This window comes from Sphingomonas sp. Leaf17, from assembly GCF_001421505.1.
Taxonomy (GTDB): Bacteria; Pseudomonadota; Alphaproteobacteria; order Sphingomonadales; family Sphingomonadaceae; genus Sphingomonas.
Genome location: NZ_LMKL01000004.1, coordinates 381234 through 407242, shown reverse-complemented (window position 1 = coordinate 407242; position 26009 = coordinate 381234). Strand labels below are relative to the sequence as shown.

General features: G+C 66.0%; 27 protein-coding genes. 5 read left to right on the top strand and 22 right to left on the bottom strand.

All coding sequences use genetic code 11. The features are described from left to right. The first annotated feature begins 33 nt into the window (after positions 1 to 33). Positions 34 to 453 carry a hypothetical protein gene (locus ASE75_RS06070; protein WP_055930453.1) on the top strand — a complete coding sequence of 140 codons (420 nt, stop codon included), beginning with the start codon at positions 34 to 36 and terminating at the stop codon, positions 451 to 453. A gap of 10 nt (positions 454 to 463) precedes the next feature. On the opposite strand, the gene ASE75_RS06065 is transcribed toward ASE75_RS06070, so the two are convergent. From ASE75_RS06065 to rpsB, 13 genes are all read right to left on the bottom strand, one after another. After that, positions 464 to 796, bottom strand: coding sequence for a PilZ domain-containing protein (locus ASE75_RS06065; protein WP_055930450.1), 333 nt, complete (start codon positions 794 to 796; stop codon positions 464 to 466). Between the two features lie 72 nt (positions 797 to 868). After that, complete coding sequence (gene rpmE, locus ASE75_RS06060; protein ID WP_055930447.1) at positions 869 to 1099, bottom strand: 50S ribosomal protein L31; 231 nt, start codon at positions 1097 to 1099, stop codon at positions 869 to 871. 95 nt (positions 1100 to 1194) lie between these two features. Continuing rightward, entirely contained in the window at positions 1195 to 1668 is a 474-nt protein-coding gene (gene fabZ / locus ASE75_RS06055; RefSeq protein WP_055930444.1) for a 3-hydroxyacyl-ACP dehydratase FabZ, read from the bottom strand. Next, a complete protein-coding gene (locus ASE75_RS06050; protein ID WP_055930441.1) occupies positions 1665 to 2333 on the bottom strand; it encodes an OmpH family outer membrane protein in 669 nt (222 codons plus the stop codon). Before ASE75_RS06050 ends, fabZ begins: the two co-directional genes overlap by 4 nt. Then, the gene (gene bamA, locus ASE75_RS06045; protein ID WP_055930438.1) at positions 2333 to 5038 is read right to left on the bottom strand and encodes an outer membrane protein assembly factor BamA; all 2706 of its coding nucleotides are present in this window, start codon (positions 5036 to 5038) and stop codon (positions 2333 to 2335) included. The genes ASE75_RS06050 and bamA overlap by 1 nt, the downstream gene beginning before the upstream one ends. Before the next feature lie 70 nt (positions 5039 to 5108). Further along, positions 5109 to 6254 (bottom strand): RIP metalloprotease RseP, encoded by a 1146-nt coding sequence (gene rseP / locus ASE75_RS06040; RefSeq protein ID WP_055930435.1) that lies wholly within the window; start codon positions 6252 to 6254, stop codon positions 5109 to 5111. Then, entirely contained in the window at positions 6251 to 7408 is a 1158-nt protein-coding gene (gene dxr, locus ASE75_RS06035; RefSeq protein WP_055930431.1) for a 1-deoxy-D-xylulose-5-phosphate reductoisomerase, read from the bottom strand. The genes rseP and dxr overlap by 4 nt, the downstream gene beginning before the upstream one ends. Positions 7409 to 7419: 11 nt before the next feature. After that, positions 7420 to 8166, bottom strand: coding sequence for a phosphatidate cytidylyltransferase (locus ASE75_RS06030; protein ID WP_055930428.1), 747 nt, complete (start codon positions 8164 to 8166; stop codon positions 7420 to 7422). A 47-nt stretch (positions 8167 to 8213) separates the two neighbouring features. After that, the gene (locus ASE75_RS06025) at positions 8214 to 8987 is read right to left on the bottom strand and encodes an isoprenyl transferase (RefSeq protein WP_055930426.1); all 774 of its coding nucleotides are present in this window, start codon (positions 8985 to 8987) and stop codon (positions 8214 to 8216) included. After that, entirely contained in the window at positions 8984 to 9541 is a 558-nt protein-coding gene (gene frr, locus ASE75_RS06020; RefSeq protein WP_055930423.1) for a ribosome recycling factor, read from the bottom strand. The genes ASE75_RS06025 and frr overlap by 4 nt, the downstream gene beginning before the upstream one ends. Continuing rightward, a complete protein-coding gene (pyrH, locus tag ASE75_RS06015; RefSeq protein WP_055930421.1) occupies positions 9528 to 10268 on the bottom strand; it encodes a UMP kinase in 741 nt (246 codons plus the stop codon). Before pyrH ends, frr begins: the two co-directional genes overlap by 14 nt. Positions 10269 to 10471: 203 nt before the next feature. After that, entirely contained in the window at positions 10472 to 11398 is a 927-nt protein-coding gene (gene tsf, locus ASE75_RS06010; RefSeq protein WP_055930418.1) for a translation elongation factor Ts, read from the bottom strand. 90 nt (positions 11399 to 11488) lie between these two features. Beyond that, positions 11489 to 12343 carry a 30S ribosomal protein S2 gene (gene rpsB, locus ASE75_RS06005; RefSeq protein ID WP_055930415.1) on the bottom strand — a complete coding sequence of 285 codons (855 nt, stop codon included), beginning with the start codon at positions 12341 to 12343 and terminating at the stop codon, positions 11489 to 11491. Between the two features lie 135 nt (positions 12344 to 12478). Between rpsB and ASE75_RS15850 the strand changes: the two genes are divergently transcribed. Further along, complete coding sequence (locus ASE75_RS15850; protein ID WP_235512526.1) at positions 12479 to 12901, top strand: hypothetical protein; 423 nt, start codon at positions 12479 to 12481, stop codon at positions 12899 to 12901. Here the strand turns inward: ASE75_RS15850 and pssA are convergent. Beyond that, the gene (gene pssA / locus ASE75_RS05995) at positions 12840 to 13616 is read right to left on the bottom strand and encodes a CDP-diacylglycerol--serine O-phosphatidyltransferase (protein ID WP_082463828.1); all 777 of its coding nucleotides are present in this window, start codon (positions 13614 to 13616) and stop codon (positions 12840 to 12842) included. The genes ASE75_RS15850 and pssA overlap by 62 nt on opposite strands. 68 nt (positions 13617 to 13684) lie before the next feature. After that, entirely contained in the window at positions 13685 to 14407 is a 723-nt protein-coding gene (locus tag ASE75_RS05990; RefSeq protein WP_055930412.1) for a phosphatidylserine decarboxylase, read from the bottom strand. A gap of 130 nt (positions 14408 to 14537) precedes the next feature. On the opposite strand from ASE75_RS05990, the gene ASE75_RS05985 reads away from it, so the two are divergent. Further along, positions 14538 to 15758 carry an NADP-dependent isocitrate dehydrogenase gene (locus tag ASE75_RS05985; protein ID WP_055930408.1) on the top strand — a complete coding sequence of 407 codons (1221 nt, stop codon included), beginning with the start codon at positions 14538 to 14540 and terminating at the stop codon, positions 15756 to 15758. A 107-nt stretch (positions 15759 to 15865) separates the two neighbouring features. On the opposite strand, the gene ASE75_RS05980 is transcribed toward ASE75_RS05985, so the two are convergent. Next, positions 15866 to 16309, bottom strand: a complete 444-nt coding sequence (locus ASE75_RS05980; protein WP_055930405.1) for a hypothetical protein — start codon at positions 16307 to 16309, stop codon at positions 15866 to 15868. Between the two features lie 75 nt (positions 16310 to 16384). Here ASE75_RS05980 and ASE75_RS05975 point away from each other — a divergent pair, with 75 nt between their 5' ends. After that, a complete protein-coding gene (locus tag ASE75_RS05975) occupies positions 16385 to 18154 on the top strand; it encodes a cation:proton antiporter domain-containing protein (RefSeq protein ID WP_055930403.1) in 1770 nt (589 codons plus the stop codon). 37 nt (positions 18155 to 18191) lie between these two features. On the opposite strand, the gene ASE75_RS05970 is transcribed toward ASE75_RS05975, so the two are convergent. The 4 genes from ASE75_RS05970 to ASE75_RS05955 are packed head-to-tail and all read right to left on the bottom strand — an operon-like array spanning position 18192 to position 23039. Continuing rightward, positions 18192 to 18560, bottom strand: a complete 369-nt coding sequence (locus ASE75_RS05970) for a hypothetical protein (RefSeq protein WP_055930400.1) — start codon at positions 18558 to 18560, stop codon at positions 18192 to 18194. A 39-nt stretch (positions 18561 to 18599) separates the two neighbouring features. Further along, positions 18600 to 19049, bottom strand: a complete 450-nt coding sequence (locus ASE75_RS05965) for a hypothetical protein (protein ID WP_162233718.1) — start codon at positions 19047 to 19049, stop codon at positions 18600 to 18602. Then, a complete protein-coding gene (alaS, locus tag ASE75_RS05960; RefSeq protein ID WP_055930394.1) occupies positions 19050 to 21716 on the bottom strand; it encodes an alanine--tRNA ligase in 2667 nt (888 codons plus the stop codon). A 54-nt stretch (positions 21717 to 21770) separates the two neighbouring features. After that, positions 21771 to 23039, bottom strand: a complete 1269-nt coding sequence (locus ASE75_RS05955) for a M24 family metallopeptidase (protein ID WP_055930390.1) — start codon at positions 23037 to 23039, stop codon at positions 21771 to 21773. A gap of 74 nt (positions 23040 to 23113) precedes the next feature. On the opposite strand from ASE75_RS05955, the gene ASE75_RS05950 reads away from it, so the two are divergent. Further along, entirely contained in the window at positions 23114 to 24472 is a 1359-nt protein-coding gene (locus tag ASE75_RS05950; RefSeq protein WP_055930387.1) for a dicarboxylate/amino acid:cation symporter, read from the top strand. Here the strand turns inward: ASE75_RS05950 and ASE75_RS05945 are convergent. Continuing rightward, complete coding sequence (locus tag ASE75_RS05945; protein WP_055930384.1) at positions 24457 to 25095, bottom strand: glutathione S-transferase family protein; 639 nt, start codon at positions 25093 to 25095, stop codon at positions 24457 to 24459. The genes ASE75_RS05950 and ASE75_RS05945 overlap by 16 nt on opposite strands. Continuing rightward, positions 25092 to 25934 carry a class I SAM-dependent methyltransferase gene (locus tag ASE75_RS05940; protein WP_055930381.1) on the bottom strand — a complete coding sequence of 281 codons (843 nt, stop codon included), beginning with the start codon at positions 25932 to 25934 and terminating at the stop codon, positions 25092 to 25094. Before ASE75_RS05940 ends, ASE75_RS05945 begins: the two co-directional genes overlap by 4 nt. Positions 25935 to 26009 lie beyond the last annotated feature (75 nt).

The following is a 26009-nucleotide window of genomic DNA, read 5'->3' as shown; positions in this document are numbered from 1 at the left end:
GCATCGCCAGGGGTGTTCAGGCCCTATGACCGCATGGGACGCCGGGGCCGCATCATCCGATATATATGGGCAGCCTGCCTCGTCCTTGCCGGTCTCAACCACGCTCGTATCCTGGTGCAGCATGGGCTGTTCTGGGACTATGGCGGCGTGGCATGGCCGAGCGCGGTCTATTGGTCGAGCCTCACGATCATCGACCCGCTCGTTGCGCTGCTTCTCGTAATTCGTCCCGTTATCGGCGTGCCGATGACGGCAGCAGTCATAACCACGAACGTCATTCACAACCTCGCGATTACGGCGTTCTACCGGCCGGACGGCGCGTTTCTCGACCATCTCGTGTCGAGCCCGCAGATCATGAGCCAGATCGGCTTCCTGGTTTTTGTCATCCTGACAATACGCATGGCGCTAGGCGGGATCGGCAAGGATATTCTCGCGCCGGCCTCACCAATGGATTGAACAGCGGCCCTTACGCCGCGGCGCGTCCCCGTCCGATGTCGATCAGACTGTCGAGGATGGTGGGGTCGATCGGCGTACGGAACTGGCAACCCGCGACATAGTCGTCCGACCAGATCACGTCGGCCGCGACATGCCCGACGCGCGGAAGGGTCAGCCAGATCACCGATTTTTCGGGGATCGACGAATAGGTCTGAAGGCGGGCGCCGTTGATGGAAATGTCGATGACCTTGCACAAGGTCCGCGCAAGCCCACCAAGGCCGAGAGCAGCGTCCAGCGACACGGGCGCACGCGGTTCGCGGCGTCTTCCGTTGGCGATGGCAGGCTCGAATTCAGCGGCGAACATGGGAGTTTCCCTCAGGTTGGACCTGAGGGAAACCCTATCTGCATGTGGCTAACGCCGCGTTAATGCTGTCGCTTACTTGCGCAGCGTCAGGCCACCACCGAAACGCTTGTTGAAGCGTGCGACCTGGCCGCCGGTGTCGAGCATCGAACCACGGCCGCCGGTCCATGCCGGGTGCGCGAGCGGATCGATTTCCAGCGTCATCAGATCGCCTTCCTTGCCCCAGGTCGAGCGCGTCTCGTACGACGAACCATCGGTCATCTGGACGCGGATCATGTGGTAGTCGGGATGGATGCCAGTCTTCATGGTGTTTCTCCGGGAAATAGCTGGTTCCGACCAGCCTGAAACGAAGGCGCGCACCTATACCGGTGCGCGCCGTTATGCAAGTTTACCGCCGCCGCTCAGGCTTTGGGTGGGTCGGCGATCATCGCGGTGAAGTTCGCCTCGGCCACCAGTTGGCCATCGACCAGCGCCCGTCCGGAGAACTTGCACACGCTCGACCGCTTCTGAACGAACGTCACGTCCAGTTGCAGCAATACGCCCGGCTCTACCGGCTTGCGAAACTTCGCGCCGTCGATCGCCATGAAATATACCAGCTTGCCCGAGCCGGCGAGGCCCAGGGACTCGACCGCGAGAATCCCCGCCGCCTGCGCCATGGCCTCGACGATCAGCACGCCGGGCATGATCGGCCGGCCGGGAAAATGCCCCTGGAAGAACCCTTCGTTCATCGACACCGCCTTGATCGCGGTGATCGACACATCGGGAACCAGCGTTTCCACCCGGTCGACGAGCAGCATCGGATAGCGATGCGGCAACGCCGCCATCACCCGCCCGATATCGAGCGGGCCGATGGCGGCCCTGACGGCGTCGCTCACCGGCCCGACGAGGCCCGTGGTGCAGCGGCGCGCGGTGCGGCACCGGCGGCGGGTGCCGCACCCGCCGCAGCCTGCTGACCCTGCTGTCCGGGCTGCCAGCCCGCCGGCGGCGTGACGCCGACGCTGGGGACCAGACGGTCAAGCTCGGTCGTCACGGCGGCGGTGATGTCCGCGTTCGGCTGCGCGAACAACGCCGCGTTCGGACGGATCAGCAGCGTGACGTTCTTGGCACGAACGGCGGCATTGACCGCCTCGGGCAGCTTGGCCGAAATCTGCTCGATCGCATATTGCTGCGCGCGCTGCGCCGGCTGGGTCAGGCGCTGAAGCTCCTGATTGGCGGCAGTCTCGCGGGTCTGCAACGCGGTCGCCTGCGGGCGCAGGGCGGCTTCGGTCGCACCCGGTGCGCGACGCGCGGTTTCGAACGCCTGATACAGCGGCTGCAGTTCCTTGCCGATGGCCTGACGGCGGGCCTCGGCCTGGTCGAGCTGTGCCTTGTAGGTGGTTTCGATCTGGGTGCGGGCGGCCGCCCAGGCCTTGGAACCGGCAACGGCGGCCTCGGGATCGGCCACGGCGACGCCGGCAACCTGGGCCTGTGCCTGGGTCGCGACGATGGTGGTCGGTGCCACGACGGCGGCAGCCAGCAAAATGGTCTTGAGGATCTTCATCAGAACTGTGTCCCTACATTGAACGTAACGAGTTTCTTGTCGTCGCCCGGCTGGCTCATCAGCGCGCGCGCCACGTCGATGCGCAGCGGGCCGAACGGCGAGTTCCAGTTGACGCCGATACCGACCGACAGACGCGGCCGGGCCGAATCGCCCAGGAACTGTTCGGAGAACGGCGCGATCGACGTCGAGAAGATCGAGTTGGTCGACGTGCCGGCACAGGTTCCGCCACCGACCGCCGAATATCCGATCGCGCAGGTGGTGACCGCGCCGGCATTGGTCGTATCCTGACCCGACACCAGATACAGCTGGCGACCGGACGAATCCAGCACCGGCGTCGTCAGCGGCAGCACGGTGACATTGCCCTGCGCGTCGGTGATCGACGGGAAGTTGGCGGTCGGCAACGGCCGCGTAATGCCGAACAGGCCACCGATCTGCGCGTAGATCGACGGACGCAAACCAAGCTCGCGCGCGCCCGACCCCAGCGGGATCTCAAGCTCGGCACGACCCAGATAATAGGCCTTGCCGCCCAGTGCGTCGTCGACGATCTGGTTGCGGTCGGTGACCAGGATCTGGCGACCCGTCGTTGCATCGGTCGTGAACGGAATACGCTGCACGCGCGGGCCGACGCCGCGAATGTCGAAACCGCGGAACTGCGGCTCGCCCAGATAGAAGCGATCGGTGATCCGCACCGGATCGACGCCCGGACCGCGGCTGTCCTCCAGCGCGTGGATATAGCCACCCTCGCCCAGGACCGAGAACACGAAGCCGCTGCCCAGCCCCCAGAATTTCGAGCCTTCGATGCGGGCGCGCAGATACTTCACGTCGCCGCCAAGACCGGCGAAATCGCCGCTGAGCGAAACCCGCTGCCCGGCGGTCGGCCGCAGACGACTGTTAAGGCTGTCGTAGATCAGCGAGAAGCCGACCGACGATGTCCAGCGGTTGCCGGTCGCCTCGCAGAGATAGCGCCCCGCCTTCAGCGGATCGCAGACCCCGTTGGTGAAATAGGTCGCCTGATCGAGACCGACCTCGTCATAGGACAGGCCGTAGCGACCCGACAGCGACCAGTATTCGGTCAGCGGCACGCCGGCGCGAAGCTGGAACCCGGTCGACACCTGGCTGTAGGTCGTCTGGCGGCTGTTGCCGTTGAAATTGAACGCGTTGTAATCGCGGCGGAAGACGTCGCCGCCGATCGCGATGTTCTTGTCGAACAGATACGGCTCGGTAAAGCCCAGCTCCACCGACTTAGAATAGCTCGAATAATTGACGCTGGCGCGCAGTTCCTGGCCCTTGCCACGGAAGTTACGCTGCGTGATCGAGGCCTGGACGATGAAGCGTTCGAGGCTTGAGAAACCGGCCGACAGCGTCAGCTCGCCCGTCGATTTTTCCTCGACCGTGGTTTCAAGGATCACGCGGTCGGGCGACGACCCCGGCGTCTGCTTGATTTCCAGTTTGTCCTGGAAATAGCCAAGGCTGTTGATCCGATCCTGCGATCGCTTGACCTGGAACGTGTTGAACGCATCCCCCTCGGCCAGACGGATCTCGCGACGGATCACCTTGTCCTGCGTCTGGGTGTTGCCGGCGATCTCGACGCGCTCGATGTAGGTCCGCTTGGCCTCGGCGATGTTGAAGTTGATTCCCATCGTCAGCGTGTCCTTGTCACGCTGATATTCGGGATTCACTTCGGTGAAGGCATAGCCGAACAGGCCGGCCGACTGGCTCAGCGTGTCGATCGCATCCTCAACCAGCTTCGCGTTGTACCAGTCGCCCTTCTTGAGCGGCAGCGACGCCGCCAGCTTGTTGTTGTCGAAGTCGCGGATCTGGCTGTCGACGGTCACGTCGCCGAATTTGTAGCGCGGCCCTTCCTCCACCACATAGGTGATGATGAAGTCCTTCTTGTCCGGGGTCAGTTCCGCCACCGCGCTGGTCACGCGGAAGTCGGCATAGCCCTCGGTCAGATAGAACTGGCGCAGCTTCTGCTGGTCATAGGCCAGCCGGTCCTGATCGTAGCTGGTGGCGGATGACAACAGGCGGAAGAACCGCGCCTGCTTCGTCGCCATCTGGCCACGGATTTCGTCGTCGGAAAACACCTCGTTGCCGATCACGTTGATCTGGCGAACCTTGGATTTCGGCCCTTCGGCGATTTCGAACACGATATCGACGCGGTTCTGATCGAGGCTGACCATCTTCGGTTCGACCACCGCGCCGAAGCGACCCTGGCGGCGGTAGAGTTCGACGATCCGGGCCACATCCTGGCGCACGGCCGTACGGCTGAACACCTGACGCGGGGCAAGCTTGATCTCTTTGGTGATCTTGTCGCTCTTGATCCGCTTGTTGCCCTCCAGGATCACGCGATTGATGATCGGGTTTTCCCGAATCCGCAGGACGATGTCGCCCGTTTCCGCGCCGGCGATCGACACTTCAGCGAACAGGTCGCTGGCGTACAGGTCGCGAATGGCCTGATCGAGCGTTTCGTTGGTATAGGACTGGCCGCTACGTAACTTTGTATAGGACAGGACCGTTTCCGGCTCGATACGCTGCGACCCTTCGACCCTCAGCGTCTTGATCGGTCGTACGACGGGCGCGGCGACCGGTGCCGGGTCCCCGGCCTGGGGCGGAACGGTCTGGGCGATGGCAGGAACGCCGGCCAGCATGGTGCCGGCCAGCAGCACCGCGCCCGCGCGCGTCCCGAACATCGAACTCTTCATCGCTGTCACCAAACTATACCCCAAGATGCCCGTGTTCGCGCCCGCACGTTTCCGCCCTGCCCCAACCACGTCAGCCGATCAAGCCAGCCAGATTTTTACCAAGGCTCTTCCAGAGCCCCAATGCGCCCAGATCATTGAATGTCACGACCAGCATCAGCAGCAGGATCGCCGCCAGACCGCCCCGGAACGCCCATTCCTGCACCGCCGGCGTGACCGGCCGCCGCCGGACTGCCTCGATCGCATACAGGAACAGGTGGCCGCCATCCAGCATCGGGATTGGCAACAGGTTGATGAATCCCAGATTGATCGACACGAGCGCGACCAGGAATACATAAGCGTCGAGGCCCAGGCTCATCTGTTCGCCGGCGACCTTGGCGATCGACAGCGGCCCGCCCAGTTCCTTCACCGACCGCCGGCCGGTGATGACCTGGCCGATCGTCTCGACCATCATCGTCACGATCTCGCCCGTGCGGCGCACGGCGATTCCCGGCGCTTCGACCAGGCCGACCGGAACGACCACCGGATTGGACGGCGCGATGCCGATCCGCCCCATGCGATATTCATTGCCAAACCGGTCCCGTTCCAGCGCGGTCCCGATCACCAGTTCGCGCGACCGCGCGGTGCCGGCGCGGACGAAGTCCACCCGCACCCGCTCCTGCGCGCGGATCTGGACATAGCGGATCAGGTCGTTGAACGAATCCACCTCGCGACCGCCGATTGCGGTGATCCGGTCGCCGGGGACGAAGCCAGCGCTCGCGGCGACGCTGCCGGGCAGAACCTGTCCGACGACGGGTTGCAGGCGCACGTCGCCATACGCGACGGCAAAGCCGCCCAGGATGATGATCGCCAGCACGAAATTGATGACAGGCCCCGCAGCGACGATAATCGCCCGTTGCCACACCGGCTTGGCCTGAAACGTCTGCTGCCGCTCCGCCGCCGGCAGCGCGAGCCATTCGGCGTTCGGCGTGCTGGCGGGGCTCATGTCCCCGGCAAACTTCACATAGCCGCCAAGCGGGAGCCAGCCGAACTTCCAGCGCGTGCCGCGGGAATCGGTGAAGCCGGCGATCTCGCGCCCGAAACCGACCGCGAACGCATCGGCCTTCACGCCGAACATCCGCCCCGCCAGATAATGGCCCATTTCGTGGATGAACACGAGCGGGCCGATGACGAGGGCAAAAGCCAGTATCGTGAACGCGATACCCGGGGTTTCAATCAAACGACCGCATCCTTTACGCGCATATCGGTCCGCCGCCGCGCCTCGCCGTCGATGTGCAGCACATCGTCCAGCGTGGTTGGTGCGGGCGGATCATAGCCGTCGAGGATATGCTCGACGATTGCGGCAATTTCGAGGAAGCCGATGTGCCCGGCAAGGAAAGCCGCGACGGCTATCTCATTGGCCGCGTTCAGGATCGCCGGTCGCGCACCGCCGGCATCCAGCGCCGTCCGCGCCAGCCGCAACGCCGGGAAGCGCGCAGGATCGGGTGCCTCGAAATCGAGCCGGCCGATCGCGACCAGATCCAGCGGCGGCATCGGCGTCGGCATCCGGTCCGGCCACGCCAGCGTATGCGCGATCGGTACCCGCATGTCCGATGGCCCCAGCTGCGCGAGCATCGACCCGTCGACATAATCGACCATCGAATGAATGACCGACTGCCGGTGGAGCACGATCTCGATCCGGTCATGCTCGACTGGGAACAGCCGCGCCGCCTCGATCAGTTCGAGGCCCTTGTTCATCATTGTCGCCGAATCGACCGATATCTTCGCGCCCATCGACCAGTTGGGATGGGTGACCGCCTGCGCCGGCGTGACGCCCCGCATCGCCGCGCTCGACCAGTCACGAAACGGTCCGCCACTGGCCGTCAGGACGATCCGCCGCACCCGTTCGGGACGATCGAAATCGAAGCACTGATAGATCGCGTTGTGTTCGGAATCGGCCGGCAGCACGGTCGCATGGTGATCGCGCGCGGCGGCAAGCACGATGTCACCGGCCGACACCAATGGTTCCTTGTTCGCCAGCACCACGACGCCACCGCTGCGCAGCGCGGTCATGATCGGCTTCAGTCCGGCACAGCCGACGATCGCCCCCATCGTCCAGTCCGCGCCGCTTGCTGCCGCCTCGTCGATGCCGGTCGCGCCACCCGCCGCGCGGATACCGGTGCCCGACAGCGCATCCCGCAAATCGGGCAGGCACGCCTCGTCGGCCACGACCGCCAGTTCGGCCCGCGTCCGGATCGCCGCCGCCGCGAGGCGCTCGACATCACAATTGGCGGTCAGCGCACGGACCCGGAACCGGTCCGGCTCGCGCTCGACCAGGTCAAGCGTGGACGTACCGACCGAACCGGTCGCCCCCAGAATCGTGACGGTTCTCATCGTGCCGGTTCTCATCCGATCAGTGCCGGCAGGATCACCAGCAACGCCGCCACCGGGGCGACCGGTACGACCCCGTCGAGCCGGTCGAGCACGCCGCCGTGCCCCGGCAGGATATTCCCACTATCCTTCACGCCCGCGCGCCGCTTCATCCAGCTTTCGAACAGGTCGCCGCCCTGCGACAGCACTGCCAGCACCGGCGTCGCCAGCGTCAGACGCCACGGCAGGCCGAAATACCAGTGCATCCCGGCCGCCAGCACGCTCGACAGCACGACACCACCGATCAGCCCCGCCCAGGTCTTGTTCGGGCTGAGCCGCGGGGCCAGTTTCGGCCCGCCGATCGTCCGCCCGGCAAAGAATGCGCCGATGTCGCTCGCCCACACCAGCGCCATCGCCCAAAGCGTGAACATCAACCCCTGTGTCTGCACGTCGATCAGCAGCAACGAAAAGACCGGCAGCCCGCAATACAGCACACCCGCCGCGAGCATCCGGTTGCGCGTGACGATGACGACGAAGAACGCCGCCCCGGCCAACAGCCCCAGCGCGAACGCACCCGGACCCGCCGCGATCGGTGCCATGATCGCCAGCGGCACCGACAGCGCATATTGCGCCAGCCGCTTTCGGTCGCGCGGCAGGTCCAGCAGGTCGCCCCACTCGTCCATCATCAGCAGCGCGATGACGACCGTCAGCAACCAGAAGGCCAGACCGCCCAGATACAGCGCCAGCGTCGCGACCGCGATCATCGCCACGCTGGCGACCATCCGCAACCGAAGGTTGGACGGCGTACGGACCGCCGGATCGGGAATGCTCACAGGCCGCCGAACCGCCGCTGGCGACACCCGAACACCGCAACCGCATCCGCCAGCGCGCGCTCGTCGAAATCGGGCCACAGCGTGTCGACGAACAGCAGTTCGGCATAGGCCGCCTGCCACAGCAGGAAGTTGGACAGGCGCTGCTCTCCCGACGTGCGGATCATCAGGTCGAGCGGCGGCAGGTTGCTCGTGTCGAGTTCCGCCTCGATCGCCCGTTCGTCGATCGCTGCCGGGTCAATCGTGCCGTCCCGCGCCTTGCCCGCCAGCCGTCGCACGGCCGCCGCTAGTTCGGCCTGCGCGCCGTAGTTCAGCGCGATAGCCAGGACCGGTCCCGTATTGGACGCCGTCCGGGCCACCGCATCATCGACCAGATCGACCAGATCGGACGAAAACCGGCGATAGTCGCCGATGATCCGCAGCCGGACACCCTCGCGTACCAGTTCCTCGATGTCGCTTTTGATGAAGTGGCGCAGCAAACCCATCAGGTCGCTGACCTCCTCCTCCGGCCGCCGCCAGTTTTCGGACGAAAACGCATACAGCGTCAGCGCCTCGATCCCCATCGCCCGCGCGGCCCGGGTTACCCGGCGGACCGCGTCGACCCCGGCCTTGTGGCCTGCGAAGCGCGGCAGGAACCGCTTCTTCGCCCAGCGTCCGTTGCCGTCCATGATGATGGCGACATGGCGCGGCACGCCCCCGCCGGCGGGAACCGCGACCGGATTTGCCGCGGCACCGGCAACCGGGCCAGAAACCGGGACCGCGAGCGGTTTCACTTGCCGAGGATTTCCTTCTCCTTGGCGGCCGCCGTCGCGTCCAGTTCGGCGATGATCGCATCGGTCAGCTTCTGGACCTCGGTCTCGTGCCGCTTGCGATCGTCCTCGCCGAACACGCCCTTCTTCTCGTCAACCTTAAGCGAATCCATGCCGTCGCGGCGCACGTTGCGCACGGCAATGCGAGCCTTTTCGGCATACTGGTTGGCCAGCTTGGCCAGTTCCTTGCGGCGCTCCTCGGTCAGGTCGGGGATCGGCAGGCGCAGGGTCTGGCCGTCGACGATCGGGTTCAGGCCAAGGCCAGCCGACCGGATCGCCTTGTCGGCCGGGCCAACGTTGGACTTGTCCCAGACCTGCACCGACAGCATCCGCGGCTCGGGCGCGGACACGGTCGCCACCTGGTTCAGCGGCATCGACGACCCATAGACGGTCACCATCACCGGATCGAGCAGCGTCGTCTGCGCGCGACCGGTGCGCAGGCCGCCCAAATCGTGCTTCAGGGCTTCGACGGCACCGGCCATGCGGCGCTCCAGATCGGACTTGTCATAGGCTGGCATTGGGAGTCTCCAGTGTTTGCACGATCGTCGATACGCCTTCACCGCTCAGAACCGAGGCGAAGTTGCCGTGTTCGCGGATGTTGAAGACGACGATCGGAATATTGTTGTCGCGGCACAGCGCGACCGCGCTGGCGTCCATGACCTTCAGGTTCGCCGACAGCACCGTGTCATAGCTGATCGTGTCGTAGCGCTTGGCGTCCTTCACGACCTTCGGATCGGCGTCGTAGATGCCGTCGACCGACGTGCCCTTGAACAGCGCATCGCACTTCATTTCGGCGGCGCGCAGCGCGGCTCCCGAATCAGTGGTGAAGAACGGACTGCCGACACCGGCCGCGAAGATCACGACGCGGCCCTTTTCCAGATGCCGCTCGGCACGCCGCCGGATGAAGGGTTCGCAGACGCTGGCCATCGGGATTGCCGACTGGACCCGCGTGTCGACGCCGATCTGCTCCAGCGCATTCTGTACCGCGAGCGCGTTCATGACGGTCGCGAGCATGCCCATGTAATCGGCGGTCGCCCGCTCGAAACCCTTTGCGGCCGCTGCAAGCCCACGGAAGATGTTGCCACCCCCGACGACGATGCACAGTTCATAGCCCCTGGCCTTCACCTCGGCGATTTCGCTGGCGACACGCGCGGTGATGGCGGGATCGATCGCAAGGCCACCCTCCCCCATCAGCACTTCGCCGGACAGCTTCAGGAGGATGCGTTTGTAGCGCGGTTCAGTCATTGGGTCCAATGGTCTGGAAGTGAGGGTTCGGGAGGTGGGCGGCGCGCACCCTAGGCGGCGATGCAGCGGATTGGAAGCGCGTCCTGTCCGTCACATCGGCGAAAGCACGCGAGCGGCGTACAAACGGAGGCAGCAAAAAGGGGATGCGACGGATCGCATCCCCTCCTTCAACCCCATATCCCATTCGGGACAGGGTGCCGTGCTTACTTGATGCCGGCGGTCGCGGCGACTTCGGCGGCGAAATCGCTGACTTCCTTCTCGATGCCCTCGCCCAGCTGGAAGCGAACATAGTCCACCAGCTTGATCTCGGCACCCGCGTCCTTGCCGGCCTTGGCCACCACGTCGCTGATCTTGGTCTTGCCGTCCATGACGAACAGCTGGCTGACCAGCGCATGCTCCTTGCGATACTTGGCGATCGCACCGTCGACCATCTTGGCGACGATCTCGGCGGGCTTGCCCGACTCGCCGGCCTTCTCAGCGGCGATCGCGCGCTCGCGCTCGATCAGCTCGGCGTCGAGGTCTTCCTCGTTCAGCGCCTGCGGGAAGGCCGCGGCGATGTGCATCGCCAGCTGCTTGCCGAGCGCCTGGAGCACCTCGTCCGACGCCTCCGACTCAAGCGCGACGAGCACGCCGATCTTGCCGAGGCCGGGTGCGGCCGCATTATGAACGTAGGGCACGATCGCACCCTTGGTTACTTCCAGGTGACGCGCGCGACGCAACGACTGGTTCTCGCCGATCGTGGCGATGTTGTTGGTGAGCGTCTCCTCGACGGTCTTGCCCGACGGCATTGCCTCGGCCTTCAGCGCGTCGATATTGTCGCCCTTGGCCAGCGCGATCTGGGTGACCTCGCGGACGAACGACTGGAACTGGTCGTTCTTGGCGACGAAGTCCGTCTCCGAGTTCACCTCGACCGCAGCACCCTTGGTGCCAGATACGGCAACGCCGACCAGCCCCTCGGCCGCGGTCCGGCTCGACTTCTTCTGCGCGGCGGCGAGGCCCTTGGTGCGCAACCAGTCCATTGCCGCGTCCATATCGCCGGCGGCCTCGGTCAGCGCCTTCTTGCAATCCATCATGCCTGCGCCGCTCTTGTCGCGCAGATCCTTTACCGCTGCTGCCGTGATGTCGGCCATGTCAGTCGTCCTTCTTGTGTGTCGAATATGGGTGCGGGCGAGGCAAGGCGGCTGCCTTACCCCGCCCGCATGACGGTTCGGCGACGACGCTTACGCGTCGAGCTGGCGTTCCGCCTCTACGGCCTGCTCGGTCTCGACCGGCTGTGCAGCCTCGGCCGTCTGGGCAGCCGGAGCTTCCTCGACGATCGGGTCGGTGCCCAGCTCGTCCTCGCTCGGCGGCGTGACCATCGAACCGATGTCCTGGCCACGGCGTTGCTGCTGCTCGTGACCGCCACGGGTCGCGGCGATCGCGATGGCTTCGCAATACAGGCGGATGGCGCGGCTGGCGTCGTCGTTGGCGGGCACCGGGAAGGCGATGCCGTCCGGCGACACGTTCGAGTCGAGGATAGCGACGACGGGAATACCCAGCGTGTTGGCTTCCTTGATCGCCAGTTCTTCTTTGTTCGCGTCGATCACGAACATCACGTCGGGGATGCCGCCCATGTCGCGGATGCCGCCCAGCGACAATTCCAGCTTGTCCTTTTCGCGGGTCAGCTGCAGCACTTCCTTCTTGGTCAGGCCGTGCGTGTCGCCCGACAGCTGCTCCTCAAGCGTCTTCATGCGCTTGATCGAGTTGCTGATCGTCTTCCAGTTGGTGAGCATGCCGCCCAGCCAGCGATGGTTGACGAAATGCTGGCCCGACTTGCGCGCCGCGTCCGCGACCGGATCCTGCGCCTGACGCTTGGTGCCGACGAACAGGACCTTGCCGCCGCCGGCGACCGACTGCGACACGAACTCGAGCGCGCGTGCGAACAGCGGCACGGTCTGCGACAGGTCGAGGATGTGAACGCCGTTGCGGTCACCAAAGATGTAGGGCTTCATCTTCGGGTTCCAGCGATGCGTCTGGTGACCAAAGTGCGCACCAGTTTCGATCAACTGCTGCATGGAGACGACAGGTGCCGCCATAGGGATAACTCCTTCCGGTTGAGCCTCTGGGAAGCGGATGACCATGACCTGAAGGCCGCGGCACCGGGCTATATGCTTCCCATGCGGGATGTAGAGGCGCGCGCTTTAGCCGAGCGCCTGCCATGATGCAACCGCTTGACGAAAGAACGAAATGGGAACACACAGGGTTCACACGGCGTACAGGGGCACTATCAGTCGTCCGAATCGGCATCGAAACGATCGGCACGGATGACGGGGTCGTTGCGCGACGGGAACCTAATCGGACGTCAAGCTGTTGATCCGGCTTGTAATGCGTTCGCGACTTTCGAACTGGAGGCGGACTTGGGCTCTTTCATTAACGCAGCGATCTTTGCCGGTGCTTTCATCCTGTCGGTTACCGTCATCTACGCGATGATCGCCCCGCAGTGGCGTCGCATCCTGGATCTGGCGGCCGGCAATCCGGAACGCGCATTCGCGCCGCTCCAGACACTGGCGACGGCCGAACGCCGCATCGCCGTCAGGCGCTGGGCGTCGACGCCGGTTCCGTCGGCACTGCGTTCGTTGCGCGAAGCCGCTTGACCCGGGCATAGCTGGCAATGCTGAGCGGCAGCAGCGCGACATAGACGATGGTGATGACGGCCAGCGTGTGCCACGGGGCGGACACCAATGCCGCGCCAATCAGCACGATGGCAACCAGCGCCTCGAACCGAACATGACGACGGAGTTTCAGCGACTTCCATGAGAAGGTTGCGATACTCGATACCATCAGGATGGCCGAAAACGCTGTCCACGGTGCCACGAGATAGGGCGACGCAAAGACCGGAAGGTCCGTCACGAACCACAGATACATTGGCAGCATGGCAACGCCCGCGCCCGCCGGTGCCGGAATACCGGTAAAGAAACCGGCGGACTTGTGTGGTTGGTCGCTTTCGTCGATCGCCGCGTTGAACCGGGCCAGACGCAACGCGCAGAACACCGCGAAGATCAGTGCACAGATCCAGCCGACCCGCGGCAACCATGCCAGCGACCAGAGATACAGGATCAGCGCGGGCGCGACGCCGAACGAGATCGCGTCGGACAGTGAATCCAGCTCAGCCCCGAACCGGCTTTCCCCGCGCAGCATGCGCGCGATGCGACCGTCCAGACCATCAAGCACACCAGCGACCATGATCATGGCGACGGCATATTCCCACTGCCCGGCAATCGCGAAGCGAACGCCGGACAGCCCCGAGCACAGAGCCAGCGCCGTCACCGCATTGGGCAGGACCGATCGCAACGGGAAGCCGCGCGGCATGCGCGCCCGGCGTCGGCCAGCGCCGGATGCGCGCGCCGATCGCCCGGACGTCGCCGACTTTGCTGGGATCACTGCGAAATCCCGCTGACGGGCGTGCCCATGACGCGGCCGATGACGGTTTCCCCGGCGATGGTACGCTGACCCAGCGCCACCTGCGGCACGACGTCGTCGGGCAGGTATACGTCAACGCGGCTGCCGAAGCGGATCAGGCCGATCCGCTGGCCGGTGGCAACCATGTCGCCCGGCTTCACGAAGCACAGGATGCGACGCGCGACCAGTCCGGCAATCTGGGTAAAGCCGATCTTGCGGCCATCACGCCCCTCGACGACGAAATGCTGGCGCTCGTTTTCCTCCGACGCCTTGTCGAGATCGGCGTTCAGGAACTTGCCCGAGATATACACGACCTGGCGGATGACGCCGGCGATCGGCGTCCGGTTGATGTGAACGTCGAACACGCTCATGAACATCGACACGCGGACCAACGAGGTCGCGTTCAGTTCAGCCGCCATCTCGCGCGGCACCGGCACCCGGACGATCATCGTCACCAGACCGTCCGCCGGCGCGATCACCAGCCCCTCACCCGCCGGCGTCGTGCGTACCGGATCACGGAAGAACGCCGCGACCCAAATCGTCAGGCCGACGAACGGCCAGAACAGCACGTTGGTCAGCATCGTCGCCAGCAGTGTCAGACCGCAGGAGATCAGGACGTATTTACGCCCCTCGGGATGGACGGCGGGGAAGCGCCACTTGACGGTTGTCGTGACGACGGGTGGCTTTTCTAAGGATGGCATGGCTCTCGTGTATCGGTGCGGCATCGGCCTGACAATGCGCGTCGATCACATCCGGCAAGGTTGATCGTCGCGACCGCCTCCCCTAGACGCATCGTCAACCTCCCCAAACAGCGCACAGGAAAATGCATTCATGGCGAAGATCAAGGTAAAGACGCCGGTCGTGGAGATGGACGGCGACGAGATGACCCGGATCATCTGGGAATGGATCCGCGAGCGTCTCATCAAGCCGTACCTCGATATCGACCTCGATTATTACGACCTCGGCATGAAGCACCGTGACGACACCGACGACAAGGTGACGGTCGACAGCGCGAAGGCGACCCAGAAATACGGTGTCGGCGTCAAGTGCGCGACGATCACCCCGGACGAGGACCGGGTGAAGGAATTCGACCTCAAGAAGATGTGGAAGTCGCCCAACGGCACGATCCGCAACATCCTGGGCGGCGTGGTGTTCCGCGAACCGATCGTCATCAAGAACGTCCCCCGCCTGATCCCGGGCTGGACGCATCCGATCGTCGTCGGCCGTCACGCGTTCGGCGACCAGTATCGCGCGACCGACTACAAGGTCCCCGGTCCGGGCAAGCTGCGCCTGGTGTTCGAGGGCGACGATGGCACCGTGATCGACGAGGAGGTGTTCCGCTTCCCGTCCGCCGGCATCGCACAGGCGATGTACAACCTCGACGATTCGATCCGCGACTTCGCGCGCGCCAGCCTGAACTATGGTCTCGGCCGCAACTGGCCGGTGTACCTGTCGACCAAGAACACCATCCTCAAGGCCTATGACGGCCGCTTCAAGGACATCTTCCAGGAAGTGTTCGAGGCCGAGTTCGAGGCGGACTTCAAGGCAGCCGGCATCGTCTATCAGCATCGCCTGATCGACGACATGGTCGCCTCCGCGCTGAAGTGGCATGGCGAGTTCGTCTGGGCGTGCAAGAACTATGACGGCGACGTTCAGTCGGACCAGGTCGCGCAAGGCTTCGGGTCGCTCGGCCTGATGACGTCGGTATTGATGACGCCGGACGGCAAGACGATCGAGGCGGAGGCTGCGCACGGCACCGTCACCCGTCACTTCCGCCAGCACGAGCAGGGCAAGGCGACGTCGACCAACCCGATCGCGTCGATCTTCGCCTGGACCGGCGGCCTGAAGTATCGCGGCAAGTTCGACGACACGCCCGACGTGACCCGCTTCGCCGAGACGCTGGAGCGCGTCTGCGTGAAGACGGTCGAGGACGGCATGATGACCAAGGATCTCGCGATCCTCATCGGCCCGGATCAGCCCTGGATGACCACCGAGCAGTTCTTCGAGGCGGTTCGCGCCAACCTCGAAACCGAAATGGCCAACTGGGCCTGACGGTCGGATGGGCGGCAAGGTTTGCCGCCCATCTTCCTTCCCGAGGTGTAGAGCGGTGGCCGGCACGCTTGCCACCGGCCCGACGATGATGCCTCGACCGTCAGTCTTTATTCCCGAACGCCACGGCGGACCGCAGCCGCCCGCAGATACTGGAAATAGACCGCGCACCCGGCGAAAAACAGGGTGAACGGCAACCGCGAAAGCTTCCAGAAATCGACCCGTGCGAACGGGCACCACAGCAGGAACGCGGATATCCCGACCGCGACGAACGACAGCAGGATGGATGGAAACGTCCGCCCGATGCCGGTGAGCACCGGCGCAGCGCCACTGTAGCGAACAAGATACAGGGCCATGGTGACGAACCAGACCGAAGCCCATGCCGGGGCCGTCATCATTACCGAGACAAACAGCATGCCCGGCGCGTCCGGGCTTTTCCCGCCCTCGGCATAGTGTAGCTCCCCGCCGTACAGCAGCAGGGGAAACACCGTCAGCGCAAGGACGCTGCCGATGAACCAGAGCACGCTCGCCCGGTGCGGTGTTCGCAGCGCCATTCGATACCCCCCTCCCGTCGCCCCGTCGCGAAACGCGCTGGCCTATCGCCCCCGGGCCTGATCTATAAAGGTACCATGGCACTTCATCTCGACAACAGCGGTTTCAGCGACACACTGGTCATCCTGGGCGCGGCCGGGCTGGTGATCCCCGCCTTTGCCCGGTTCAAGGTGACGCCGGTTATCGGCTTCATTCTGGTCGGCGTACTGGTCGGCCCCGCCGGGCTTGGGTCGCTGGTCGGTCAGTTCCCGTGGCTGTACTACATCACCATATCCGACCCGCTGTCGATCGAGCCGTTCGCCGAGTTCGGCATCATCCTGCTGCTGTTCTCGATCGGGCTGGAGCTGTCGTTCAAGCGGCTATGGGCGATGCGACGGCTGGTGTTCGGCACCGGCGCGTCCGAACTGATCGGCTCCGGCCTCATCATCGGCGTCGCCATCCATTTCCTGGGGCAGGACTGGCCCGGCGCGATCGGCCTTGGCTTTGCGCTCGCACTATCGTCGACCGCGCTGGTGCTGCCGCTGGTCGGCACGACGAGCGCGGTCGGGCGGGCTGCCTTCGCGATGCTGCTGTTCGAGGATCTGGCGCTTGTGCCGATCATCTTCGTGCTCGGCGCCTTCGCCCCGACCGCCGCCGATGGCTGGAGCGGGATCGCCGGCGTCGCCCTGCGCGGCGCGTTGACCGTCGTTGCGATGTTCATCGCCGGTCGCGTGGTCCTGCCCCGACTGTTTGCGCAGGCCGCACGCACGAAAAGCCCGGAGCTGTTCCTCGCCGCCTCGCTGCTGGTGGTCATCGTCGCCAGCGTCGCGACGACCGCCGCCGGCCTGTCGCCGATCGTCGGCGCGCTGCTCGCCGGCCTGCTGATCGCCGAAACGGAGTATCACAGCGAGGTCGAGGTGATGACCGCCCCGTTCAAGGGGCTGGCGCTCGGGGTGTTCCTCATCACCGTCGGGATGGGGCTGGACCTGCGCCTCATCGTCGCCAACTGGCCGTCGTTGCTCGCGGCGGTCGTCGGCGTCGTGGCGGTCAAGACGATCGTCACCTTCCTGTTGCTGCGCGTCGCCAATGCCAGGCGCGGCACGGCGGCGGAAACCGGGCTGCTGATGGGCAGTCCGTCCGAAACCACGCTGATCGTGCTGGGTACGGCGGCGCAGGCCCAACTGATCCTGCCGTCGACCGCCAGCTTCTGGCAGACGGTGACCGCGATCGGCCTGACCATCACGCCCCTGCTGGCGACGATCGGCCACGCCATTTCGCGTCGGCTGGAGGCTTCGGACGGCGGCGCGGAAACACCGCCGATGACCGAGGGGACGCGCAGCGTCGTGATCGGCTTTGGCCGCGTCGGGCGCATGGTCGCGGACATGCTGACCGTCCACAAGCTCGCCTATGTCGCGGTCGACGCGGATATCGACACGGTGAAGGCGGGGCAGCGGCGCGGCTATGCCGTGCTGTTCGGCGATGTATCGCGCCCCGAACTGGTCGATCGGCTCAATCTCGACCAGGCCAATGCGCTGATCCTGACGATGGACGATCCGGTGCTGACCGTGCGGCTCGCGCGCGCGGTGCGACTGCGCGCGCCCGACCTGCCGATCATCGCCCGCGCGCGCGATCCCAAACACGCGACCGAACTCTACAAGGCCGGCGTCACCGACGCGGTGCCCGAGACACTGGAAAGCTCGCTGCAACTCTCGGAGGCGGTGCTGGTCGATCTGGGCGTCGCGATGGGGCCGGTCATCGCCTCGATCCACGAAAAGCGCGACGAGATGCGCCAGACCATCCGCCGCGAGGCCGAATTGAACCGCGAGCCGCGCATCCGGCGGGTGCGGCGGATGAGCGACCTGACCTGACGCGCCGCCACACCCGGCAGAACGGGTGAAGGTCCGGCTAGCGCTCCTCCACCCTGGTCGCCGTCGTCATCGCCGTCGTGATCTGTCCGCGCTTTGCGAGCCCGGCGATATTGGCCGGCCCGGCATAGAAGCCGCGCAGGAATGCCGCGTCCAGCTGGGTCATCCGGTCGGGCGGGGATGGTGCGTCGAACAGCGTCAGGATGCTGTCAGTGCCTCCGGCATCAACGGGATCGACCCCCGTCAGCGCGCGCATCGCCGCGTAATCGGCCAGCTGCTCGATACCGCGACCGACGATCGCCGCACGATCGAACAGGACCACGCTGGCGATCATGTCGCGGCGATAGGGCAGTTGAAGCGCGGACGCGGTATGCACCGTCAATTGCGGCGCGCCACCGCCCGTCCGCATGACCGGTTGCCCGTCACGGTTGTGAACCTCGGCCGTGGTCTAGGCATAGGCCGCGCCCTTGCGCGCCGTGATCGCGCGGATCTGGCTCAGGTCCAAGGAGCCGAACAGTCCTGCCGAGCGCAGCCGTAATCGCTCGATGGCGGCGGCTGGCGCATCGGCGAACACGACCAGGATCGACGGCCTGCACCCCTCCGCCGCGACGGCAATGCCCGCATCCAGCGCAACCCGGACGATCCGGTCGCTGATCGCCGCCAGATGTGTAGCCGGCAAACCGGCGGCCCCGACGCAGATCGGCGTGGTGAAGCGCGCGAACGGGACCGTCGATTCCGCGCGGCGGGTCAGCGCGTTGGTGAACCGACGGGCCTGCGGTGTATCCGGCGGGCGCTGTCCCGTGACAACGATATCATGGCCGGCATCCACCTGCGGAACGGCCGGCGCAACCGTCTGGACGAGCGCCGCCAATCCCAGTCCGATCGCCGGCACTGCCACTCAGCCCGCCAGCGCGCTTCGTACCGCCGCGACCGCGTAGGCCGCCTTGTCCGCATCGGGACCACCGCCCTGCGCCATGTCGGGCCGTCCACCACCGCCCTGCCCGCCCAGCGCCGCAACGGCGAGGCGGAGGAGGTCGACCGCGTTATGGCTCGCGACGAGATCGGCGGTCACCCCGACCGCGACCGAGGCGCGCCCCTCGTTGATCGCGACCAGCACGACGACGCCCGACCCGATCCGCTGCCTGGTTTCGTCGACCGCGCCGCGCAGCCCCTTGGCGTCGAAGCCGTCGAGCACCTGCCCGACGAAGGTCACGCCATTGACCACCTCGGGACCGGCCGCGTCACCGCCGCCGCCCATCGCCAATGCTTTCTTCGCCTCGGCCAGTTCGCGTTCCAGCCGCCGGCGGTCCTCGACGAGCGCCGCGACCCGCGCGGGCACCTCGTCGGGCGTGGTCTTCAGTACCGCGGCCGCCTCGCGCAGCCGCTCGTCACGACCCACCAGCCATGTCCGCGCCGCCTCGCCGGTCAGTGCCTCGACCCGGCGGATGCCGCTCGACACCGCACCCTCACCGACGATCTTCAGCAGGCCGATGTCACCCAGCGCGTCGACATGCGTGCCGCCGCACAATTCGATCGAATAGGTGCCGTTCTTGCCCCCATCCCTGACAACGCCCGGCGCATCGGTGCCCATCGACACGACGCGGACCTCGTCGCCATATTTCTCGCCGAACAGCGCCATCGCTCCCATCGCGATCGCGTCGTCGGGCGTCATCAGCCGGGTGACGACGCTGCCATTGCCGCGGATCTGCGCGTTCACATCGGCCTCGACCTGCGCGATATCGGCCGGTGTCATGGCCGCGGGCTGCGAGAAATCGAACCGCAGCCGCTCGGGCGCGACCATGCTGCCCTTCTGCGCGACATGCGTGCCCAGCCGCTCGCGCAGCGCCTCGTGCAGCAGGTGCGTCGCCGAATGGTTGGCGCGGATCGCCCCGCGCCGCGCGACGTCAATCGTCAGGCGAACGGGGTCGCCGACCTTGATACCGCCCGACTCGATCTGCGCATGATGCACGAAGATCCGCCCCAGCTGCTTCGACGTATCGGTCACCAGCGCGCGCAAGCCCGCATCATTGCCGATATGCCCGGTATCGCCGACCTGCCCGCCGCTTTCGGCATAGAAGGGCGTCTGGTTGGTCACGATCGCGACCGTATCCCCTGTCGTGGCGTGATCGACGCGGACGCCGTCCTTCACCAGCGCGACGACTTCGCCCTCGCCGGTGTCGGCGGTGTAGCCGATGAATTCGGTGCCGCCATGCGCCTCGGCGATGTCGAACCACAGGTCGTCGGACGCCTTGGCCCCGGATCCCTTCCACGCCGCGCGCGCCGCCCGCTTCTGCTCGGCCATCGCCGCGTCGAACCCGGCGCGGTCGACCGACAGCCCCTGCGTGCGCAACGCGTCCTCGGTCAGGTCATAGGGGAAACCGAAGGTGTCGTAGAGCCTGAACGCCGTCGCACCGGCCAGCGTATCGCCCGCGCCCATCGACGCGGTCGCCTCGTCGAGCAGCTTCAGTCCCTTGTCGAGCGTCCGGCGGAACTGCGTTTCCTCCTGGGCCAGCGTCGCCTCGATCTGCGGCTGCGCGCGCAGCAACTCGGGGTACGCCGCGCCCATCTCGGCGATCAGCGCCGGGACCAGCCGGTGCATCAACGGCTCCTTCGCGCCCAGAATGTGCGCGTGGCGCATCGCCCGCCGCATGATCCGGCGCAGCACATAGCCGCGCCCCTCGTTTGCCGGCAGCACGCCGTCGGCAACCAGGAATCCGGCAGTGCGCAGGTGATCGGCGATCACCCGGTGGCTGGCGGTATTCGCGCCATCGGTCGCGGTATGGGTCAGCGCGCCGGACGCGGCGATCAGCGCCTTGAACGTATCGGTATCGTAATTGTCGTGGACGCCCTGCATCACCGCTGCGATCCGCTCCAGCCCCATGCCAGTGTCGATCGACGGCTTGGGCAGATTGCCGGTGATCTCACCCGCCTCCTGCTCATATTGCATGAACACCAGGTTCCAGATCTCTACGAAGCGGTCGCCGTCCTCGTCCGGGCTTCCCGGAGGGCCACCGGGGATATGCTCGCCGTGATCGTAGAAGATTTCCGAGCACGGCCCGCACGGACCGTTATCGCCCATTGCCCAGAAATTGTCCTTGGTCGGGATGCGGATGATCTTGTGATCGGGCAGGCCCGCGATCTTTTTCCACAGGTCGAACGCCTCGTCGTCAGTATGATAGACGGTCGCGGTCAGCTTCGCCGGGTCCAGCCCCCATTCACGGGTCAGCAGGCCCCATGCGTTGACGATCGCCTGTTCCTTGAAATAATCGCCGAACGAGAAATTGCCGAGCATTTCGAAGAACGTGTGATGCCGCGCGGTGTAGCCGACATTGTCGAGGTCGTTGTGCTTGCCGCCGGCCCGCACGCATTTCTGCGACGAGGTGGCGGTGACGTACGGCCGCGTCTCCAGCCCGGTGAAGACGTTCTTGAACGGGACCATCCCGGCGTTCACGAACATCAGCGTCGGGTCGTTCTGCGGCACCAGCGGCGCGGAGGGCACGATCTGATGCCCCTTGCTACCGAAATAGTCGAGGAAGCTGCGGCGGATGTCGTTCGTCGATGTCATGGGACGCGGCTTAGGCGAGCGGGGGCCTTCGCTCAAGCGTGACGATTATGCCCGCTACTCCATCGGCGCGTCGATCGACGCCGGCGGCGTGCTGAACCACATCGGCCCCGTGTCGCTCATATGGAAACAATCCTCCAGTCGCACCCCGAACCGGCCCGGCAGGTACAGTCCCGGTTCATTGGAAAAGCACATGCCGGCCGCCAGCAAAGTCGCCTCGCCATGCACCAGATTGACCGGCTCATGCCCATCCATGCCGATGCCGTGCCCGGTCCGGTGCGACAGGCCCGGCAGGCGATAGCCCGGGCCATAGCCTTGCGCGGTGTAATAGCGCCGCACCGCATCGTCGATGCTGCCCGCCGCCGCGCCGATCCGCGCGGCGGCAAGCGCGACCTGCTGCCCCCGCGCGACCGTGTCCCACACCTTGCGCACGTCGGCCGACGCGACCCCGTGAACGAAGGTGCGCGATACATCCGACTGATAACCCTGCACGGTACAGCCGCAGTCCATCAGCACGACGCTGCCCGGCGCGACGCGCACGACCTTGCGCGTGCCGTGCGGATAGGCCGCCGCCTCGCCGACCAGCGCCATCGAAAACTCCGGGGATCCGCCCAGTTTTCGCGTCGCCGCATCCATCAGCGCGCCGATCTCGCGGCCGGTCATGCCAGCCTCGACGCGGGAATGGACCCAGCGATAGGCGGCGATCGTCACGTCGGTGGCGGCCTGCATCAACGCTATCTCGGCCGGCGTCTTGACCATCCGGCACCCGTGCACGACCGGATTGGCGCTGACGAACCGCGTCGCCGGCAATGCGCGACGCAGGCCATCGACCGCAAAGAACCGCACGCTCTCCTCGATACCGATCACCCGGCGGTCCAGCCCGCGCTCGCGCAGCCACCCGGCGATCAGCGCGGTCGGGCTTTCATCCTCCTGCCACACGCGAACGACCGCCGGCACGCCCAGGGATTCGCGGATCGACGGCTCCTCGAAAAACGGCGTCACGACCAGCGGTTCACCCTCGACCGGTATCACCGCCGCCGTCAGCCGTTCGCTGCGCCCCCAGCGGATCCCGGTGAAATAGGTCAGCGACGACCCCGCCTCGACCAGCACCGCGCCGATGCCGGCCGCGCGCATCAGGCCCTGCGCGCGCACCATCCGCCCGTGCCGCTCGGCGGCGTCGATCGGTGTCGCCTCCGTCGTGATGTCGCTCAGCGTCGACAGGTCCGGTTCGGCCGCGCGCAGCAACGCCCCGGACACCGATCTGGATGACAACAGCGGCAGCGCGGCGGTGGCGGCGATCAGGTCGCGGCGGGTCAGGTAAGCCATGCCACGGCGATACGGTCCTTGACCTCGCGGCCGCAATCCCCTTCCCTGTTCTGCATCAACCTGGGGAATATCGGATGGCCAAGCGCCTCACTTACTGGATCTTGGGCGCGCTGGTCGCGGGGCTTGTCGTCGGCTGGCTCATCAACGCCAACATCGACGACGGCACGCCCGCGGCCGCCGAACGGCTGACCGTGATCGCCGGCTATTTCAGCATCGTGACCCAGGTTTTCCTGCGGCTCATCAAGATGATTATCGCGCCGCTGGTCTTTTCGACCCTGGTCGTCGGCATCGCCCACATGGGCGACACCGGCGCGCTGGGGCGCGTCGGCCTGCGCAGCCTTGCCTGGTTCGTCTGCGCCAGCCTGTTGTCGCTGACGCTTGGCCTCATCCTCGTCAACGTCCTGCAACCCGGTGTCGGCCTCGCCCTGCCGATCCCGCCCGCCACCGCCGCCAGCGGCGTCGACAAGGGCGCGTTCGACCTGGCCAAGTTCCTGACGCACATCGTGCCGTCGTCGATGGTCGATGCGATGGCGACCAACGAAATCCTGCAGATCGTGATCTTCTCGGTCTTTGTCGGCGTCGCGATCACCGCGGTCGGCGAAAAGGCGGCACCGCTGGTGCGCGGGATCGAGGCACTGGTCGCCGTGATGCTGCAGATCACCAACTACGTCATGCGCTTTGCACCCTTCGCGGTGTTCGCCGCCGTCGCCTCGACGCTGGCGGAACGCGGCCCCGGCGTGCTCGGCGACCTCGCCTATTTCATGGGATCCTTCTACCTCGGCCTTGCGCTGCTCTGGCTGTCGCTGATCGCCATCGCCTTCGTGCTGATCGGGTCGCGGACGCGGTTGCTGGTGCGCTACATCCGCGATCCGCTGATCCTCGCCTTCTCGACCGCCTCGTCGGAGGCCGCCTATCCGCGCACGCTGGAGGCGCTGGACCGGTTCGGGGTGCCGCCGCGCATCGCCAGCTTCGTCCTGCCGCTCGGCTATTCGTTCAACCTCGACGGGTCGATGATGTACATGACGTTTGCGTCGCTGTTCATCGCGCAGGCTTACGGCATCGACCTGTCGCTGGGCGAACAGATCACGATGCTGCTGGTCCTGATGGTCACGTCGAAGGGGATTGCCGGCGTGCCGCGGGCCTCGCTGGTGGTCATCGCGGGCACGTTGTCGATGTTCAAGATCCCGGAGGCCGGCCTGCTGCTGATCCTGGCGGTCGACCATTTCCTCGACATGGGCCGATCGGCCACCAACGTCGTCGGCAACGCGATCGCCGCCACCGTGATCGCCAAGTGGGAGGGCGGGCTGGACCCGCGCGACCCCGCCGACCGCGATCCGCCGGTTGCCCCGACGGGTCACGGGCCGGCGAAGGACATCGACAGTTTCGAGCAGATCGGCGGCCAGACGCAGGGTCAGACTCAGGCAAAGGCGTAAGGGCCACCCTTTTCCAGCGCGGTCCGGTACGCGGGCCGCGCATGCACCTTATCAAGCCACGCGATCGTCGCCGGGCGGCTAGCGTCCAGCCCGCCACGACTGCGCGCCGCCTCCAGCGGAAAACTCATCATGATGTCCGCCGCCGTCATTTCGGCCCCGGCAAACCACGGCCGCTTCGCCAGTTCGGATTCGACGAAATCCAGATGCACGTCGATCATCGGCTGGATCCGCTTCAGCGCGATCTTGCCCATGATCGGGATGCGCGACACGACCAGTTTCAGCAGCAGCGGCGGCATCATCGACCCTTCGGCATAATGCAGGAACTGCCGGTATTGCAGGACGGAGTCGCGGCGGGCCAGCGGCCCCAGCCGCCCGTCGGCTTTCTCGACCAGATATTCGACGATCGCCCCGGTTTCGGCGATGACCACGCTTCCGCTGGAACTCCGGTCCTCGATCACAGGCGATTTGCCAAGCGGATGCACCTGCTTCAGTTCGGGCGGGGCCAGCATCGTCGCCGTGTTCCGCTCGTACCGCTTGATCGTGTAAGGCAGGCCCAGCTCCTCCAGCATCCAGAGGATCCGCTGCGACCGCGAGTTTTCGAGATGATGGACGGTTATGGTCATGGCGTTCCTGCTCCTGCGGGTCGTTTGGCCGACCATATCCATGCAACGGCCGGAAACACCACCCGGTTGCCGATCCGCCGCGCGGCACAGGCGGTCGACAGCGCGGCGACCGCCCGCGCTCGATCCGGCGCCTCGCGCAGCAGCGACGCGGCAGGACCGATCCGGCCGAAGAACGCGGTCGCGTCCGCCACGCAATCCTCGCCGTCCCCCGCGACATAGTCGAACGCGACCCGGCGTGGCGGCGCTGCGATCCAGCCGCCGCGCGTCAGAATCTGTTCGACATGGGCCGGGTCGGCAAACGCGAACGGCCCCGGTGTAACGCCGGTATCCACGTCCGCCGCGCCGCCCAGCGCGACCGCCGGCTCGATCGCCCAGCGATTGGCGGCACGCGCGGCAAAGCAGGAAAAGACGAGGCTGGCGTCGGGTGCCGATCGTGTCGCAAGCATGGCGAAGGCCGCGGCCGGATCGTCGAAGAACATGACGCCGTGGCGCGAACAATACAGGTCGGCCGGCGGTGTATCGGCGATGACGCGCAGGACATCGCCCGCGCGAAAGTGGACGTTACGGCTACCCCCCGCCCGTTCGCGCGCCACCGCGACCAGCGCCGCCGACAGGTCGATCCCCAGCACATCCGCATCCGGCCGCGCAGACGCCAGCGCCAGCGCCGTCGCGCCCGCCCCGGCACCCAGATCGACCGCGCGAAACGGTCCTGGCGGGGCGGCAGACAGGATCGCCGCGTCGAGGTGGGGCGAAAGATCCCGGAAGCTGCGGTCGGTCCGCGCCCATTCGGCGGCCCATACATCGCCGACCGGCCCGGTCCAGTCGAAGGATTGCGTCATGGTTATCGGCCTCCGATGGTCACCAACAGGTCGCGAAGTTAGTGAAGTTGTGGTTCGTGACCAGCCCCGCCGATA

What these genes read in the sequence shown, in the direction of transcription:
- ASE75_RS05975 (WP_055930403.1), top strand. Translation starts at nt 16,385, where the DNA reads ATGGCACTTCATCTCGACAACAGCGGTTTCAGCGACACACTGGTCATC.
- ASE75_RS05980 (WP_055930405.1), bottom strand. Translation starts at nt 16,309, where the DNA reads ATGGCGCTGCGAACACCGCACCGGGCGAGCGTGCTCTGGTTCATCGGC.
- rpmE (WP_055930447.1), bottom strand. Translation starts at nt 1,099, where the DNA reads ATGAAGACTGGCATCCATCCCGACTACCACATGATCCGCGTCCAGATG.
- pyrH (WP_055930421.1), bottom strand. Translation starts at nt 10,268, where the DNA reads ATGACTGAACCGCGCTACAAACGCATCCTCCTGAAGCTGTCCGGCGAA.
- ASE75_RS05940 (WP_055930381.1), bottom strand. Translation starts at nt 25,934, where the DNA reads ATGACGCAATCCTTCGACTGGACCGGGCCGGTCGGCGATGTATGGGCC.
- dxr (WP_055930431.1), bottom strand. Translation starts at nt 7,408, where the DNA reads ATGAGAACCGTCACGATTCTGGGGGCGACCGGTTCGGTCGGTACGTCC.
- ASE75_RS06070 (WP_055930453.1), top strand. Translation starts at nt 34, where the DNA reads ATGGGACGCCGGGGCCGCATCATCCGATATATATGGGCAGCCTGCCTC.
- ASE75_RS06065 (WP_055930450.1), bottom strand. Translation starts at nt 796, where the DNA reads ATGTTCGCCGCTGAATTCGAGCCTGCCATCGCCAACGGAAGACGCCGC.
- bamA (WP_055930438.1), bottom strand. Translation starts at nt 5,038, where the DNA reads ATGAAGAGTTCGATGTTCGGGACGCGCGCGGGCGCGGTGCTGCTGGCC.
- ASE75_RS05950 (WP_055930387.1), top strand. Translation starts at nt 23,114, where the DNA reads ATGGCCAAGCGCCTCACTTACTGGATCTTGGGCGCGCTGGTCGCGGGG.
- frr (WP_055930423.1), bottom strand. Translation starts at nt 9,541, where the DNA reads ATGCCAGCCTATGACAAGTCCGATCTGGAGCGCCGCATGGCCGGTGCC.
- alaS (WP_055930394.1), bottom strand. Translation starts at nt 21,716, where the DNA reads ATGACATCGACGAACGACATCCGCCGCAGCTTCCTCGACTATTTCGGT.
- ASE75_RS05955 (WP_055930390.1), bottom strand. Translation starts at nt 23,039, where the DNA reads ATGGCTTACCTGACCCGCCGCGACCTGATCGCCGCCACCGCCGCGCTG.
- ASE75_RS05985 (WP_055930408.1), top strand. Translation starts at nt 14,538, where the DNA reads ATGGCGAAGATCAAGGTAAAGACGCCGGTCGTGGAGATGGACGGCGAC.
- ASE75_RS05945 (WP_055930384.1), bottom strand. Translation starts at nt 25,095, where the DNA reads ATGACCATAACCGTCCATCATCTCGAAAACTCGCGGTCGCAGCGGATC.
- rpsB (WP_055930415.1), bottom strand. Translation starts at nt 12,343, where the DNA reads ATGGCGGCACCTGTCGTCTCCATGCAGCAGTTGATCGAAACTGGTGCG.
- tsf (WP_055930418.1), bottom strand. Translation starts at nt 11,398, where the DNA reads ATGGCCGACATCACGGCAGCAGCGGTAAAGGATCTGCGCGACAAGAGC.
- pssA (WP_082463828.1), bottom strand. Translation starts at nt 13,616, where the DNA reads ATGCCGCGCGGCTTCCCGTTGCGATCGGTCCTGCCCAATGCGGTGACG.
- ASE75_RS05990 (WP_055930412.1), bottom strand. Translation starts at nt 14,407, where the DNA reads ATGCCATCCTTAGAAAAGCCACCCGTCGTCACGACAACCGTCAAGTGG.
- ASE75_RS06030 (WP_055930428.1), bottom strand. Translation starts at nt 8,166, where the DNA reads ATGGTCGCCAGCGTGGCGATGATCGCGGTCGCGACGCTGGCGCTGTAT.
- ASE75_RS06050 (WP_055930441.1), bottom strand. Translation starts at nt 2,333, where the DNA reads ATGAAGATCCTCAAGACCATTTTGCTGGCTGCCGCCGTCGTGGCACCG.
- ASE75_RS05970 (WP_055930400.1), bottom strand. Translation starts at nt 18,560, where the DNA reads ATGCGGACGGGCGGTGGCGCGCCGCAATTGACGGTGCATACCGCGTCC.